This is a genomic window from Nostoc sp. DedQUE09, assembly GCF_034530915.1.
GTDB lineage: Bacteria > Cyanobacteriota > Cyanobacteriia > Cyanobacteriales > Nostocaceae > Nostoc.
The window spans coordinates 12,563-29,706 of the sequence record NZ_JAVRCE010000012.1 but is presented as its reverse complement, the minus strand read 5'-3'; the positions used below and the strand labels follow the sequence as shown (position 1 = coordinate 29,706).

Below are 17,144 nucleotides of genomic sequence, written 5' to 3'. Positions count from 1 at the left end.
CTTTTTGACCTTTTCTATCTAACTTACGTTGTTTGAAGATATCATATCATGTTCGCTTGATTACTTATTAAACCCGAAGAACCCCACCCCGCCAAAGCTACGCTTCGTCTCCCCTCCCGAAGAGCGGGGAGGGGATTAAGGGGAGCCAGTGCGGTCTTGGGGTCTCCCCAAGTGGAGCATCTGGCGTGTGGGGTGCAATAACTGTGGAAATCATAACTAATTATGCGGACATGATATCAAGCCCAATAAAAATGTTGAGTTCTGTTTTTAAATCTATACACAAAAGAAAAGACGCAAATTTATCTTTTGCGTCTTCTTTTAAGATTTTAAAAAATTAGAAACTGAATGTGGTTCTCAATGCACCAATAACAACATCATCATTAGCGTCGTTATGATCTGGAGATGTTAACCAGATGACTCCAGGAGTAATGGTGATATTGTCACTCAGCTTATACTGGTAGAAGGCCTCAAGATGATAGGATGTATCAGGATCGCTATCCAACCCTGCGATGTCAGAACTTGTCACTTTCGGCTCCATACCAGCGATGATGCCTGCTAAGTTACCTTTTTTACCGAGGTCAGGGAAGCCTAAGGTGACAGCATAGTTCCAAATATCAACGTCTCCACGGGTTCCTCTCAAGCTTTGGCTGTTGGTGTATCCAGCCCAACCACCCAAGACGATATTATCAGTAATGCCAATGGATGCTTGGACGCCGTAAGAATTACTGGAAAAACCCACTTGATCTTCTGGTAAACCCTGGATAGCTGCTATATCCTGGAAAGTGGCGGCATTACTACCTGTGAGTAGTGGTTGATTGTAGGAATTGATGTAAGTTAAACCGATAGAAATGCGATCGCTTGGTTTAACTGTCAGCTGTGCCAATGCACCATAAGAACCATTGAACAAACCATTATTCGGTGTAGGGTTATTAGCTGTACCACTCAAATACCCTAGACTTAATGCCAATTTTTCGCTGAACTCGTATGTTACTCCCAATCCCGCACCATTTATTTGGTTATAAATTGGGTTACGTGTACCAAAGGTAGACAAAGCACCAAAAGCACCATCACCATCAAAGAGATTGACAGTGCTGGTAAGATCGTCTGCTGCACCAGCATTAGCAATAGCGACAACCTCTGTTTTTTCACCCAAGGGAAATCTGTAAAACAGTGCATCGATCGCAGCATCAGTAGTACCATCCTCGCCAGTAAAAAATAAGTTCCCCTCTGGTGTACCAATGTTAGGGCTGAGAATATTATTAGCTTGGATTCTCGTGAACAGCGTATCTTTCCCTGTGAAACTGGTTACTAATTCTAGCCGTGCCCGTACCCCTAAAGTTGTATTCTCGTCTGTAATTTCTGCACCGTTGACTGTATTTCCTGACAACACATCGCTAACAACTGCAACAACTTGTCCTTGCAATTTAGTTGTAGTTGAGAACTGATTCGCCTCCAATTCAGCAGTTCGCGCTTCTACTGCATCCACACGACCTCGCAGTGTCGCCAGTTCTGCGGAAAAATCTTCTTGCAACTTTTGTAATGTGGCTAAATCTTGTTTGTTAACTAAATCGCCAGTGGCTGTAGCAATAAGTTCGTTAACGCGATCGAGACAAGCATTCAAACCAGCAGCAAACTCATATCGTGTTAATGCCCGATTACCCCGATAAGTGCTATTTGGGTATCCTGCGATACAGCCATACCGCTCAACCAAGGACTGCAATGCTTGGAATGCCCAGTCAGTGGGTTGTACATCGGAAAATTGAGATACAGAGGTAACTTGCCCTATGTTCTGATCTTTTGTGTCTGGATTAGCCAAAACTTGCGGTTGATTGATTTCAGACTTATCCGATGTTTCACCTGCAAATGTAGCAGTATTAACAAATATCATGACACCGCAGACTGCTGGACTAACTAACAGATATTTCCAGAATTTTTGCATTTTTCTCCTCACACTGATCTTCAATTCACACCCAAACCACGTTTTTTTTAACGGGTATTTTATGAAAATATTTGTCAGCAATCTTATCAGAAATAAGCAACCTTTTTAACAAAAAAAGTCAATAAATCCTAATTATTTAGGGAAAACTAAATTGCAGAGGGCTGTACCGTCTGAAAAAGTTTTGTTGTTACTCATTACACAGCAAACCCAGAATGATATTATGCACTAAAAATGAGAATGAGAATTATTATAGTATAAAATTTAGAATACTTCCCATTGTCAATAGCGATGATGACAGAGGTAGAGCAAGCATCCGTTTTGAGGAAAAATATCGTGATTGTGAATTGTAGAGAAATTAGAAAAGGCAGGCAAAGAAGCGGCATCTTGCCCATAATTACTCTGCTAATGTTGTCGATGGCTACTGGGTGTAGCCAATCGAATCCAAATCAGGGAACAACTTCCGAACAGTCGCCGCAAGCACAAGAAGCTGCTTCTATCCCACAGGCGCAGTCGGGAAAAACTAAAGTAGTAGCGACATTTTTGCCGATATATTTGTTTACTAAGGCAGTAGCTGGGGATGTGGCAGATGTAGAAATTGTAGTGCCACCTGGTACGGAGGTACATGAATACCAAGCGACACCAGGAAATGTCAAAGCGATCGCTACTGCTAAGGTGTTAGTAAAAAATGGTTTAGGCTTGGAGGAATTTCTGGAAGGTACTGTCAAAAATGCCCAAAATCCCAAATTAGCTGAAATTGATGCAAGTATTGGTATTAAACCCTTAAATGAAATTTCACCCGTTGTCAAAACGACGCCAGATGAAAAAGACCACAAACATAGTCAGGGTAATCCTCACGTTTGGTTAGATCCAGTTTTAGCAAAACAGCAGGTAACAAATATTCGAGATGGATTAATTGCTGCCGATCCGAGGAACAAAGCTACTTACGAAGCAAATGCTACAGCTTATATTAAAGAATTAGAAAGTTTAAACAGTGAATTTCAACAGACTTTGCAGAAAAATCCCAGTTGTACCTTTATTACCTTTCATGATGCGTTTCCATATTTAGCCAAACGCTATAACCTCAAGCAAGTTGCTGTGGTGCAAATTCCCGAAGATCAACTTTCACCAACAGATGTCCAAAATGCCGTCAACGCTGTCAAAAAATACAAAGTTAAAGCTTTATTTAGCGAACCAGGAGTAGATAATAAACTGCTGAACAGCCTCTCTAAAGACTTGAAATTAAATTTGCGTACTCTGGATTCTCTAGAAACTGGCGAAACAGACCCACAGCATTATTTCAAGGCAATGAAAGCTAATTTGCAAACTCTGGAAATATCGTGTAAATAGATTAGTCATTTGTCAGTTGTCCTTTGACCAATGACCAATGACCAACGACCAATGACCAATGACCAACGACCAATGACCAATGACCAATAACTAATGACTAATGACATTCCTATTTTGAAAGTAGAAGGATTAACTGTTTATCAAGGCAGCTATCTAGCTGTTCGAGATGTTTCCTTTGAATTATTGCCAGGAACAGATACAGCCATTGTTGGCCCCAATGGTGCTGGTAAAAGTACCTTGGTAAAAGCGGTGTTGGATTTGATACCTCGAAGCGCTGGGACGATTGAAATCTTGGGTCGTCCAATTTCCAGATTGGGGCATTTACGCCACACGTTGGGCTATATGCCGCAAAACTTTATTTTTGACCGCAGCTTTCCCATTTCTGTCAGCGAATTAGTCGGACTGGGATGGACTAAGGAAGGGAAAAAAAAGAATTCATTTTTTTCCAAGCTGTGGAGACAAGACCGGGAAAAATCGGCAGCAGTAACAGAAGCTTTACGGCGAACTGATGCTTATCATTTACAGCATCAAGCTATTGGTACTCTTAGTGGCGGTCAACTCAAGCGGGTTTTATTGGCTTATTGTTTGGTAATGCCTCGGAAACTCTTGGTACTAGATGAAGCCTTTGCTGGTGTTGATGTACAAGGTGCAGCAGATTTTTACGCTTTGTTAAATGAATTAAAGCGAGAGGAAGGTTGGACAGTATTACAAATTTCTCACGATATTGATATGGTAAATCGGCATTGCGATCGCGTGCTTTGCCTGAACCAAAGCATTGTCTGTACTGGTAAGCCAGAAATTGCCCTGTCACCGCAAAACCTGTTAGCAACCTATGGCCCAGGTTTCAGCCGCTACCAGCACCAACATTAAATTTCCATAAATATGAATTTATTCAATGATTATCAGATAACTTGGCTTGCGATCGCTAGTAGTAATGACTTGCTAGAGTTGTTACAACTTGCCTCAATACAGCGTGCATTTATGGGTGCTGCCTTGATGGGAATACTTGGCGGGATGTTGGGTAGTTTTGTCACCTTGCGCCAGTTGTCATTTTTCAGCCACGCGGTTGGTCATGCAGCATTGGTAGGTGTAGCGTTAGGTGTGCTGCTACAAATAAATCCTACTTGGATGCTGTTACCTTTTACCTTAGTTTTTGGGGTTATTGTCCTCTACTTTATCGACAAAACCGACTTAGCTAGCGATAGCATACTTAGCATCGTGCTATCTGGGGCATTAGCGATCGGTTTAATTCTCACGAGCCTAATTAAAGGATATCGTGGCAACTTGATGGCTGTACTGTTTGGGGATATTCTAGCGATCGACACCACAGATTTGATTTTGACGCTGCTAGTCCTTGTGGGAGGTAGCATATTTTTACTATCAACTCTGCGACAGCAAATTTTATTGACCCTTAACCCCGATGTCGCCCAAGTTCAAGGCGTTCCCGTTCAATTATACCGCTACGCTTTTGTGGTCTTGCTTTCACTCGCCGTTGCTGTGGCGATTAAAGCCGTCGGTGTTTTACTGGTGAACGCCTTTTTGGTCATTCCTGCCTCCACCGCCAAACTGATGAGTCACCACTTTAGCCGCTTTCTAGTCATGTCGGTAATAGTTGGTTCTATTAGCAGCATTGCTGGCATCATTGTCTCAGGTATTTTCAACCTTGCTTCTGGGCCAAGTATTGTTCTTGTCCAGTTTCTCCTATTTGTAGCCGTTTTCATCTGGTTTAAGTTGAGTTTGAAACCTGCATAACTATTTTTCTCCAAAGACTTGCTATATTCTTTTATCTTTGCTACATTGATTAATCGTGGCTCACAAAAGCCCCAGCCGGGATAGCTCAGTTGGTAGAGCAGAGGACTGAAAATCCTCGTGTCACCGGTTCAAGTCCGGTTCCTGGCATACTTTACAGACAAAAACACTTCTGACATATTGCATAAGCAAAAAAGTTGCCTGCAAGTTGTTTTTAGCTGGGCTGGAGAACGCTATTAGAATGCGTTCCTTCCCTACAGCCTTGGCAAGTTGAATTTACCTATAATCAAAGAAACCGAAGCCACCGCGGTAATAGTCATGCTGTCAGAAAACCTTAAAGTTGTTGGGCTTCCAAGCACTGACGAACTAGCCTGCTCGGACGATATACCTGTGGATAATGAGGAGCAAAATTTTCTGCCCAACATTTTACTGTTCCTATTAACCTCGATTTGGGCAACGCGCACCGATTGGTTTTTCGGCGTAGACATGGCAATCTACCACACGACAGGGGCTAATGCGAGAGTCCCCATAGTACCAGATGGGTTTCTGAGTTTGGGAGTCGATCGCAAAAAAGGTGGTAAATCGCGTAAAAATTACGCTGTCTGGGAAGAAAATGAGGTAGTACCGATACTAACATTGGAGATGGTATCCCATTCCCCAGGAAGTGAATACGACGAAAAGTTAGAAATTTATCGGAAACTTGGCGTACTTTACTACATTATTTACAACCCCGAATATTGGCAACGCGATCGACACCAACCATTTGAAATTTACAAATTGGTAGATAAAAATTATCAATTACAAATTGGCGAACCCCATTGGATGCCAGAGGTTGGTTTAGGAATTGGACGACATCAAGGTGTTATTGGTGGAATTGGTCAGGAATTTCTATCTTGGTATGACGAACAAGGAAATCGGTATTTAACGGCAGAAGAAAAAGCAGAAAAGTTTGCACAGCATTTACGTTCTCTTGGTATCGACCCCGAGAATTTACCTAGCAATCCGTAAATTAGGTTTGCTTCAAGCTAAAAAGCGGAAAGTTGTTAAGTAGTTGAAATCTTGTTAGCTTTTATGCTTAAAATTGCACAAGAGGTTTATTTAGCATCTACTCACAGCTAAAGTTGACCCTTTGCAGGACTAACCCCAAGCAATGCTGACTGAAATTTTACCTTTCCGTTTTGAGTTAGACACGATCGCGATCGCTGGAGCGAGTTTGTGGTCATTGGCGCTATATCTAGGTTTTTCCAAAGTCAATGAATGGGTAATTGAGCAACTCAATCGCTGGTTTAACTTTGCCGAGCGATCGCTCTACACCAGCAAATCAGAATTTGAAAAGACTCGTAAAGCCAGAGAATCCCAAAATGCTTTTTACGCCTCACTGTTTAGCATTGTGCCTTTTTTGGTAGTTGGCGCTTTATTTAACTGGGGTGTAGAACTCAGTTTAGGGCCTAGTTGGGGAATCAGCTTAGGTATACTTGCGTGTATTAGTTGTGGCATTTTTGAACTGGGACGCCGGAATGGAGAATCTTCAGATTAAGCCAGAGTAAAAATGAGGGAGATGTTGCTCCCATTACTCCCTCATCTCTCCTGCTTCTTAATTTCCTCACCAACAATCTGTGCTATCTTCTGCGCTGCACCGCTTTCACCGCGAATATTACGGAGTTTAGCGCGCATATTATCCAATTTTTCTGGATTCGCCAAAAAGTCTAAAACCATTTCTCCAACTTCTTGCGGTTGAAGTTTACCCATAAGTTCTGGAACTATCTCTTCCTGTGCCCAGATATTTGGCCATGCTAATAAGCCTTTGCGTCTCACAAATCTCAGAAATGACCAATTAATCACCTTAGCGCATAGCGTACCGACTACTGGCAGATTTGCCAACAATCCAGGTAAACCATCCCAAGAACGCATGGCATCAAGTTGCTGCGTTGGCAGTAAAACAATCATTGGCACTCCTAAAGCACCAAGTTCGGCAGTGTTTGCCCCCACCGTAGTCAAGCAGATGCAGCACTGGGATAATAAGTGATATGCAGGGTTTTCTTGCCACAGTTCCACAGTTAAGCCCGTTGCAGTTTTGAGCAATGGCTTGCCTTGAGCATCCTCTGGGATAATTAAGGAAGCACCGCCAAAGCCAAAGATTTCAGCAATAGAGTTCTTTTGGGGATTGGCAAAACTAGCTAAAGTTTGTAAATCCAAAGTTGGGGCTAGAGGAATTACAAATCTGGTTTGCGGTCTTTTTGCATGAACGTATTCGGCAATAGCTAAAGATAATGGTACTCCTTGGGCTAATTTTGCTGCTTTTGAACCAGGGAGTAAACCAATTAATTCAGTCTTTTGTACTACGCTGTGGGAAGTCGCTGACGCGTTTATGTCATTAGTCATTTGTCCTTTGTCGTTTGCTAAGGACAAATGACCAATGACTAATGACTCTTGACTACTAGCTTCTACCATCAAATCACCGACAACAGTGAATTTGTGAGCATATTTTGCAGGAACTTTGGCTGCTACTTCGAGTTTCATCACGCCAAAGCGATCAATCCAGTTATGCCATCTGGCTTCCCATTCGGCGTAAACAACTGTGCGGTATCCAAGCTTTTTGCCTATAATCACTGGAAAAATTTGATCGCCGCCCAAAAAAACGATAACACCGCAACTTCTCCAATCCCAATTTTCAAATGTTTTACCCCAAAGCAAAAATTGCCAAAAATGTTCTGCTCCCTGAACTCTATCTACTTCGGGGAAAGAAAGAGCGATCGCTGCTTCTTTACCACTGGCATTTGAGCAAGGTGACAATACCACAGAAATCCTCGTTAAAGAACGGTCATCCCCTAATTCTTGCCGCAACGCCTTTACTACTGGACGCACCCAGGTTGTTACTTCACCTGGGCCATTTGAAAGGATCAGAATATCTACTTGAGTCATTAGTCAAAAGGCAAATATTACCTAATTCGTTCTTATGTTATAGATATCTACTGTAGCTTGTTAGTGAGATTTGATAACCTCTTCAACATTGAATTTGCATAGATTCGGCAGTCATTTCATCGCCACTACTGTCACCTATATCATGACTATTGGCTTTCACATACCTTTAGTTGTTGTTATCAAGTATTCCAAAGCTTTTGATTTTTAATGCCTGTTTTACTAAATAAAAACCGATCTTTCTTAGAAACTAAAATGTCGATAATTTTGTCTACTTTATTAAGGATAATATAACGATAAAATTGATTATTATATTTTCTTTGAAGAAGTCAAAAGTCAGAATCAAGACGCTCGTGACCTCGTTCGCGTAGCGTGTTGCAGACAAAACTCCCTAACGCGACGCTATCGCCCTTGGCGTCTCCCCTTGGCAGAAGAATCGCTAACGCTTTGCTATCAGTCGAGGATTCAGATCCGCGACTGTCTTGTTAACTCTAAATCAATGATTTAGTAGGTTTATTAAACCCTTTGATTTATCCGCTAGGCGCACAAAATCCATTCTGAATTCTGGCTCCTGACTTCTGAATTATGTTTTGATAAAATGTATATTTTTCAACTAACCCGATATTAACCCTATAAGTCCTTCCCAATACAGGTCTGTAAAGGATGGTTAGCAAAGTTTAGGGTATTGATAATCGCAGCTATGGTTGTTAATCATAGCTGCGATTATTAATAGTTTTTTGGGCAATCTAAATATAGCCCTTTTTTTTGCTTACCAAACCTATTGTTTAGAGGGTGAACCCTGTGATAAAAGGCAACCACAGCCCATCTGACACTAAAATGTATTCTTCGCGGAATTTGCTGATCCGATTTATTCTCGGTGGCACTACTCTTATTGTAAGTATTTCTGCTTATTTTAGCTATCAAGCTGCTCGGAAAATAACGCTACAAGACTTGAGAGGAAAAGCTTTTTTAGAGGTAAAAAGAGGGGTTGATGAAATTGAGGAGTGGTTGCATGTCCGCAAAGTAGAAGTGCAAACTCTTGCTCATACTTCAACTGTACGCTCCTTAAACTGGTCTATCACAGAACCCTATTTAAAGTCAGAAGTTGAGCGGATCGATGAATTTTTCTTTTTCCAAATAGCTACCCTGGATGGTTCGTATTTTAATACTAAGGTTGGTCGGTCAAATAAAAATATTAAGGATCGAGACTACTTTCAAAAAGCACTAGCTGGAAACAGAATCATTTCCGATCCCTTTATCAGCCGTTCCACAAATATTCCTTTAATTGCGATCGCCACCCCAATCTGGTCAAATTCTCCTACCAATCGGTCACCGATCGGGGTTTTCCACGGCAATGTTAAAGTCGATCGCATTGCTAAGGTGGTCAACTCGTTGCGCTACGGCAAGAATAGCTATGCTTTTGCCCTGAATTCTCAAGGAGAAGCGATCGTTCATCCCAACTCAACCTTAATGTCAACGGTAGAAAAACCTGCACCCAGCCTGTTGAAAATTCCAGATCGCAATTTAAATGCGATCGCAGAGAAAATGGTAGACAAACAACAGGGAATTCAGTTGATGGAAATTGACGGTAGCAAAAAGTATATTGCTTATATGCCGTTGCGAGAAGCTAACTGGTCTGTGGCTTTGGTAATTCCGCGCCAAAATATTGAATCTCGGCTACAATTTCTTGATCTGATTGCCCTAATTGTGGGCGGATTAACAGTGACGATGATTGCTGTCTTGTGGCAGGTACAAGCCTTTGAACAAGCTCAACTGAAAAAATCTAAAGCAGCAGCTGATACTGCAAACCGTGCTAAAAGCGAATTTTTAGCCAATATGAGCCATGAACTGCGAACACCCTTGAATGGTATTTTGGGTTGTGCTCAAATTTTGCTGCGTTCTAAAGGTTTGCCGGAGCCAGAGCAATATCATGTAAACATCATTGAACAGTGTGGCTCTCATCTACTGACTTTAATTAATGACATTTTGGATCTTTCCAAAATTGAAGCGCGAAAACTGGAACTGTATCCTCAAGATGTGCATTTTCCCTCTTTTTTACAGGGTATTGGGGAAATTTGCCAGATTCGGGCAGAGCAAAAAGGCATTTTATTTGTCTATGAACCCGCAAGCAACTTACCCGCAGGAGTTAATGTCGATGTCAAAAGGTTACGTCAGGTTCTCTTGAATCTGCTGGGAAATGCCATTAAATTTACCGATGAGGGTAAGGTTAGCTTCCAGGTTGAGGTAATCGATCGACTTCCTGCTGATGGGCAGACGGAGATATATCACATTCACTTCAGTGTAAAAGACACAGGAATTGGCATAACTCCAACACAATTAGACAACATTTTTTTGCCATTTGAACAAGTAGGTGAGAAAAAGCATCAGATAGAAGGGACAGGGCTGGGTTTAGCTATTACTCGGCAGTTGGTGCAGATGATGGGTAGCGATATCCAGGTTAAAAGTGAGATTGGTCAGGGTAGTACTTTCTGGTTTGAAATTGCGATCGCCCAAGCCAGCGAATGGGTACAGTTTACTATGGCTGCATCCAAGGAACAAATCATTGGCTTTGAAGGTAGTCCTCGCACCATCCTGATGGTGGACGATCGCTGGGAGAATCGCACAGTAATTACAAACTTATTGCAACCATTGGGTTTCAATGTGATTGAAGCCATCAACGGTAAAGATGGTTTAGAAAAAGCGATCGCCCTGAAACCAGACCTGGTGATTACAGATTTGCTGATGCCAGAAATGGATGGGTTTGAATTGATTAAACACCTGCGTCATACCCCAGATATCCAGGATGTCAAGATTATCGTCTCTTCTGCTAGTGTCTTTGAAGCCGACCAACATCGCAGTCTGCAAGCAGGAGGTGACACCTTTTTGAGCAAACCTGTACAGGCAGATGAATTACTGCATCAATTAGAGCGCAATTTAGGTTTGACATGGATTTACCAGCAGTCTGAGGAACAAAAAATCAATTCTTCGCCTACAACACTTGATAATTCACCAGATAAATTGATTCCTCCTTCCTCCGATGTATTGTGGGAACTGATGAATTTAGCCAGTAAAGGTAACTTCAATGACATTCTAAAATGGGCAGATAAACTAGAAGAAACAGACGCAAAATTCAGTTCCTTTGCTAACCAATTGCGGCAGCTAGCGAGGCAGTTTGACGAAGATTTAATCCTTAACTTTTTGACCGAAAAATCAAAGTATTAATTTTCCAAAATTTATTGATGGGAATTTTAATGCATGAATTTTTAATTTTAAGTGTTCTCCTTTGGTGTCTTGCAAAGAAGCAACGTGAATCAATATAGGATAGAAACATTATGACAGTAACTATAGGCGAGCAAAAAAATTCCCTAAATAGCGATCCTACCAGAGGAATTATTTTAGTCGTGGACGATAACCCTGCCAACTTACAAGTTTTATCGAGCTTTTTGGATCAGTCTAGCTTTGAAGTTTGGGCAGCTCGCAGTGGTGAAAAAGCCATTCAGAGATTAGACAACGATAATTTACCTGATTTAATATTGCTTGATATCATGATGCCGGGTATCGATGGGTTTGAAACTTGTAAATACCTCAAAAGTGAAAGCAATCCTCGTATTCGGGATATTCCGATCATTTTTATGACTGCTCTTTCAGATACTGCTGATAAGGTTAAAGGATTGCGATTAGGAGCCGTAGATTATATTACTAAACCTTTTCAGTATGAAGAGGTATTGGTGCGAATAGAGCATCAACTGAAGCTGAGAAATTTGACGAAAACCTTGACTGCCAAAAACGCTGAATTACAACAGGCTCAAACCCAACTGATTCAAGCAGAAAAGGTTGCAACCTTGGGTCAAATGACAGCAGGAATTGCCCATGAAGTAAATAATCCCATCAATTTTATTGCTGGGAACTTAAATTTTATTGAAGAATATTTCCAAGAGATTGTTAATTTACTGGAACTATATCAAAAGTATCTGCCTGATCCCCCAGATGAAATTCAAAATGCTATTAAAACAAAAGATATCAATTATTTGTTAAATGATTTATCCAAAATTATTCAATCTATGCAACTAGGTACAGATCGCGTTACAGAAATTGTGTCATCGTTGAATAAGTTCTCTCGACACGGAGAAGCAGGGAAAAAGCTGGCTAACTTGCATGAAGGCTTAGAAACTACGCTACTCATTCTTGGACATCGATTTAAAGCAAATGCTCATCGTCCAGCAATTAAATTAATCAAAGAATATGGAGAATTACCACTTATTGAGTGCTATCCAGGCGAACTAAATCAAGTTTTTATGAATTTAATTAGTAATGGAATCGATGCAATTGAAGAAATACAAAAAAATCAGTATTTTGATGAAAACTTTCAACATATTGGGATGATTTGGATTAAAACTGAAGCAAGTGGAGAGCGAGTGATTATCAGAATTGCAGACAATGGCTCAGGAATCAGCGAAGCAAACCGGACAAAGATATTCGATGCTTTCTACACTACAAAAGTCATCGGTAAAGGAACAGGACTAGGTTTATCTATTGCTTACCAAATTGTAGTTAACAATCATGGCGGTAAGCTAAGTTGCCATTCAACACAAGGTGAGGGTACAGAGTTTGTGATTGAATTAGCTATACGATAAATTAGAATCCTAAATCCTAAACTGTATCGGCATTCAGAAAATACTTGCAATTGCTGAATTATCGGTCAAAACTGCAACGAGGGTCATTCAAATTAAGGGAGCGATGCCTGTGGCGGGCTACGCCTACGCGCCCTTTTTGCTATTAGTAGATTGATTTGAATGATTATCCCGTTCCACCAGTGAAAAAACTATTGGAAAGGTTGATTCAGAATTAATTTTTACAAACCGCTTGCATGGTTTTCTTTTTAAAACATTATATAGCTAAATAGTTATTTAAATAATAAAAATATATTACAAAAAATTTACAAAAAAGTGAGTAAACACTTTTAGATAAAGTCAACAATTACGAAGAAATATTTCGTTTTTTATATCGATTTGTGTCATATAGGGGATAAAATGCCTACTGGGCAAGCGTTTTCTGATAAAAAACAGATATTGCCTAAAAGATCACGAGTTACCTGTGGCTGATGATGCCGCTAGGAACTTCCTTCAGAGAACACGCATCAAAGGAGCCGAAGAAGCATGTTCACACACGTCAAGTCCACCATTAGACACATTGCGCCTGATAACTTACGCGGACGTAGTTTAATCAAGGTGGTCTATGTCGTGCTTGAGTCCCAGTACCAGAGTGCTTTGTCGCAAGCAGTTCGCACTATTAACGCGAACAATCCCAACTTGGCGATTGAAATCAGCGGGTACTTGATTGAGGAACTCCGCGACCCAGAGAATTACGAAGAGTTCAAACGAGAAATGGAGAGTGCGAATATCTTCATCGCTTCTCTAATTTTTATCGAAGACTTAGCACAGAAAGTAGTAGCAGCAGTAGAACCACACCGTGATCGCCTGGACGTTTCCGTTGTCTTTCCCTCGATGCCAGAGGTAATGCGCCTGAGTAAAATGGGTAGCTTTTCTCTAGCACAGTTGGGTCAGTCAAAAAGTGCGATCGCTCAATTCATGCGGAAACGCAAAGAAAAATCCGGTGCGGGATTTCAAGATGGGATGCTGAAGCTTTTGCGAACACTGCCGCAAGTGCTGAAGTTTTTACCGATGGACAAGGCACAGGATGCCCGAAATTTCATGCTCAGTTTTCAGTATTGGCTAGGTGGTTCTCCAGAAAATCTGGAAAACTTCTTGCTGATGCTAGCTGATAAATATGTATTTAAAGGTTTAGAAAAACAGAATTTTGCACCTTCTACATACGAACAGCCGGTGGTTTATCCCGATCTAGGGATTTGGCATCCTTTGGCTCCCAGTATGTTTGAAGATGTCAGAGAGTACCTCAATTGGTATACAGCTCGTAAGGATATTTCTAGCGATCTCAAAGATCCCCTAGCTCCTTGTGTCGGGTTAGTATTGCAACGCACCCACCTAGTTACAGGGGATGATGCCCATTATGTGGCAATGGTGCAGGAATTGGAAGCATTAGGCGCACGGGTATTACCTGTGTTTGCTGGTGGTTTGGACTTCTCCAAGCCTGTGGATGCTTACTTCTATGAACCAACTACTAACACACAGTTGGTAGATGCAGTGATATCGCTGACTGGTTTTGCTTTAGTGGGTGGGCCAGCCAGACAAGATCATCCCAAGGCAATTGAGTCACTCAAACGCTTAAACCGTCCTTATATGGTGGCGTTACCCTTAGTATTCCAAACCACAGAAGAGTGGATGGATAGTGATTTAGGGTTACATCCAATTCAAGTAGCTTTGCAAATTGCAATTCCTGAATTGGATGGAGCAATTGAGCCAATTATATTATCGGGTAGAGATGGGGCTACAGGGAAAGCGATCGCACTGCGCGATCGGGTTGAAGCTGTAGCCGAACGCGCCTTAAAATGGGCTAACCTCCGCCGCAAACCAAAGCTTGATAAAAAAGTCGCCATCACCGTTTTCAGCTTCCCACCAGATAAAGGCAACGTCGGAACCGCCGCTTATTTGGATGTATTCGGCTCAATCTACGAGGTGATGAAAGCCCTCAAGAATAACGGCTACGACTTACCAGAGTTGCCAGAATCAGCCGAAGCGTTGATGCAAGAAGTCATCCATGACGCTCAAGCGCAGTACAACAGCCCAGAACTGAACGTTGCTTATAAAATGTCGGTTCCTGAGTATGAGGCGCTGACACCCTACTCTCAACGCTTAGAGGAAAACTGGGGTCCACCTCCCGGACATCTCAACAGCGATGGGCAAAACTTGCTAATTTATGGTAAGCAATTTGGTAACGTCTTCATCGGTGTGCAACCCACATTTGGTTACGAAGGCGACCCGATGCGGCTGTTGTTCTCCCGTTCAGCTAGTCCTCACCACGGTTTTGCTGCTTACTACACTTACCTAGAGCAAGTTTGGAAAGCTGATGCTGTACTGCACTTTGGTACACACGGTTCCTTGGAATTCATGCCAGGTAAACAGATGGGGATGTCTGGTGATTGTTATCCAGATAACTTGATTGGCTCAATTCCCAACTTGTATTACTACGCAGCTAATAATCCGAGTGAAGCGACAATTGCCAAACGCCGGAGTTATGCCGAAACAATTTCTTACTTGACACCGCCGGCAGAAAATGCTGGTTTGTATAAAGGTTTGAAGGAACTCAGCGAATTAATTGCTTCCTACCAAACCTTAAAAGATAGTGGACGCGGTGTTTCCATTGTCAACAGCATCATGGATAAATGCCGGATCGTAAATCTGGATAAGGATATTGACCTGCCAGAAACCGATGCCAGAGATATGAGTGCCGACGATCGCGATAATATTGTTGGCAACGTCTACCGCAAGTTGATGGAAATCGAGTCACGGTTGTTGCCTTGTGGGTTGCACGTTATTGGTAAACCGCCAAGTGCAGAAGAAGCGATCGCAACTTTGGTCAATATTGCCAGTCTAGATCGTCAAGAAGAAGGACTTCAAGGCTTGCCCGGAATTATCGCCAATAGCATTGGGCGTAACATTGACGATATTTATCAAAATAGCGATCGAGGTATTTTAGAAGATGTCCAGTTATTGCAAGATATCACTTTGGCAACCCGTGCAGCAGTAACTGCCCTTGTGCAAGAGCAAATCGACGCCGAAGGACGAGTTTCTCTGGTTTCTCGATTGAATTTCTTCAACATGGGCAAAAAGGAACCTTGGGTAGAAGCATTGCATAAGCTCGGTTATCCCAAAGTCGATGGCGCAGCCCTAAAACCCCTGTTTGAGTACTTAGAATTCTGCCTCCAGCAAGTTTGTGCCGATAACGAACTGGGAGCATTACTCAAAGGCTTAGAAGGTGAGTATGTTTTACCCGGCCCTGGTGGCGATCCCATCCGCAATCCGGATGTCTTGCCCACGGGTAAGAATATTCATGCACTCGATCCGCAATCCATTCCCACAACCGCAGCAGTCCAATCAGCCAAAATCGTTGTAGACAGGCTATTGGCACGTAACAAAGCTGAAAACGATGGAAAATGGCCAGAAACCATTGCCTGCGTCCTTTGGGGAACCGATAACATCAAAACTTACGGTGAATCCCTAGCGCAAATTATGTGGATGGTAGGTGTGCGTCCAGTTCCAGATGCCTTGGGACGGGTGAACAAGTTGGAATTGATATCTCTAGAAGAGTTGGGACGCCCCAGAATTGATGTAGTAATCAACTGTTCTGGTGTATTCCGCGACTTGTTCATCAACCAAATGAACCTGCTAGACCAAGGGGTGAAGATGGCAGCTGAGGCGGATGAACCCTTAGAAATGAACTTTGTTCGCAAACACGCTTTGCAACAAGCTGAGGAAATGGGGATTAATCTACGTCAAGCAGCGACGCGCGTTTTCTCTAACGCTTCTGGTTCCTACTCGTCAAATATCAACTTGGCGGTAGAAAACAGCACTTGGGATAGCGAAGCCGAGTTGCAGGAAATGTATCTCAACCGGAAATCTTTCTCCTTCAATTCCGATAACCCCGGAATTATGGACGAATCCCGGCAGATTTTTGAAAGTACATTAAAAACTGCTGATGCAACCTTCCAAAATTTGGATTCTTCCGAGATTAGCTTAACGGACGTTTCCCACTACTTCGATTCCGATCCTACTAAGCTTGTGGCAAATCTGCGGGGTGATGGTAAAAAACCAGCATCTTATATTGCAGATACAACCACAGCTAACGCCCAAGTGCGGACATTATCAGAAACCGTGCGCTTGGATGCGCGTACCAAATTGTTAAATCCCAAATGGTACGAGGGGATGCTGTCTCACGGTTACGAAGGTGTGCGCGAACTCTCCAAGCGGTTGGTGAATACCACAGGTTGGAGTGCGACTGCCGGCGCTGTGGATAACTGGATTTATGAGGATACTAACGAAACCTTCATCAAAGATGAAGAAATGCAGAAACGGTTGTTGAACCTCAATCCCCATTCTTTCCGCAAGATTGTATCAACTTTGTTGGAAGTGAATGGACGCGGTTATTGGGAGACTAGCGAGGATAATTTAGATCGTCTGCGCGAGTTGTACCAAGAGGTTGAAGACCGAATTGAAGGGATAGACTAGGATTACATGGGCAGGTATAATGCCTGCCTTAACTTTTCAATCCGAGA

Annotated in this window: 10 protein-coding genes and 1 tRNA gene; 9 read left to right on the top strand and 2 right to left on the bottom strand. The window is 42.2% G+C overall.

The genetic code is table 11. From position 1 onward, the window contains the following. Positions 1–334 precede the first annotated feature (334 nt). The gene (locus tag RMY27_RS10055) at positions 335–1,939 is read right to left on the bottom strand and encodes an iron uptake porin (protein WP_322662760.1); all 1,605 of its coding nucleotides are present in this window, start codon (positions 1,937–1,939) and stop codon (positions 335–337) included. Between the two features lie 405 nt (positions 1,940–2,344). On the opposite strand from RMY27_RS10055, the gene RMY27_RS10050 reads away from it, so the two are divergent. The 6 genes from RMY27_RS10050 (at position 2,345) to RMY27_RS10025 (ending at position 6,572) form a co-directional block, all read left to right on the top strand. After that, complete coding sequence (locus RMY27_RS10050; protein WP_416212326.1) at positions 2,345–3,286, top strand: metal ABC transporter substrate-binding protein; 942 nt, start codon at positions 2,345–2,347, stop codon at positions 3,284–3,286. 93 nt (positions 3,287–3,379) lie between these two features. Continuing rightward, entirely contained in the window at positions 3,380–4,156 is a 777-nt protein-coding gene (locus RMY27_RS10045; protein WP_322662756.1) for a metal ABC transporter ATP-binding protein, read from the top strand. A gap of 12 nt (positions 4,157–4,168) precedes the next feature. After that, positions 4,169–5,038, top strand: coding sequence for a metal ABC transporter permease (locus tag RMY27_RS10040; RefSeq protein WP_322662754.1), 870 nt, complete (start codon positions 4,169–4,171; stop codon positions 5,036–5,038). A gap of 74 nt (positions 5,039–5,112) precedes the next feature. After that, positions 5,113–5,185: transfer RNA gene (locus RMY27_RS10035), tRNA-Phe, on the top strand. A gap of 168 nt (positions 5,186–5,353) precedes the next feature. Next, positions 5,354–6,043 (top strand): Uma2 family endonuclease, encoded by a 690-nt coding sequence (locus RMY27_RS10030; RefSeq protein ID WP_322662943.1) that lies wholly within the window; start codon positions 5,354–5,356, stop codon positions 6,041–6,043. Positions 6,044–6,185: 142 nt separating this feature from the next. Then, on the top strand, positions 6,186–6,572 hold the full coding sequence (locus RMY27_RS10025; RefSeq protein WP_322662752.1) for a hypothetical protein: 387 nt from the start codon (positions 6,186–6,188) through the stop codon (positions 6,570–6,572). Positions 6,573–6,613: 41 nt separating this feature from the next. Here RMY27_RS10025 and RMY27_RS10020 read toward each other — a convergent pair whose 3' ends face one another. After that, a complete protein-coding gene (locus tag RMY27_RS10020; protein ID WP_322662749.1) occupies positions 6,614–7,957 on the bottom strand; it encodes a lipid-A-disaccharide synthase in 1,344 nt (447 codons plus the stop codon). A 798-nt stretch (positions 7,958–8,755) separates the two neighbouring features. On the opposite strand from RMY27_RS10020, the gene RMY27_RS10015 reads away from it, so the two are divergent. The 3 genes from RMY27_RS10015 to RMY27_RS10005 all read left to right on the top strand — a co-directional run bounded on the left by RMY27_RS10015 (position 8,756) and on the right by RMY27_RS10005 (position 17,097). After that, the gene (locus RMY27_RS10015) at positions 8,756–11,176 is read left to right on the top strand and encodes a hybrid sensor histidine kinase/response regulator (protein WP_322662747.1); all 2,421 of its coding nucleotides are present in this window, start codon (positions 8,756–8,758) and stop codon (positions 11,174–11,176) included. Positions 11,177–11,286: 110 nt separating this feature from the next. Continuing rightward, the gene (locus RMY27_RS10010; protein WP_322662745.1) at positions 11,287–12,588 is read left to right on the top strand and encodes a sensor histidine kinase; all 1,302 of its coding nucleotides are present in this window, start codon (positions 11,287–11,289) and stop codon (positions 12,586–12,588) included. A 522-nt stretch (positions 12,589–13,110) separates the two neighbouring features. After that, complete coding sequence (locus tag RMY27_RS10005) at positions 13,111–17,097, top strand: magnesium chelatase subunit H (RefSeq protein WP_322662743.1); 3,987 nt, start codon at positions 13,111–13,113, stop codon at positions 17,095–17,097. The last annotated feature ends 47 nt before the right edge of the window (positions 17,098–17,144 follow it).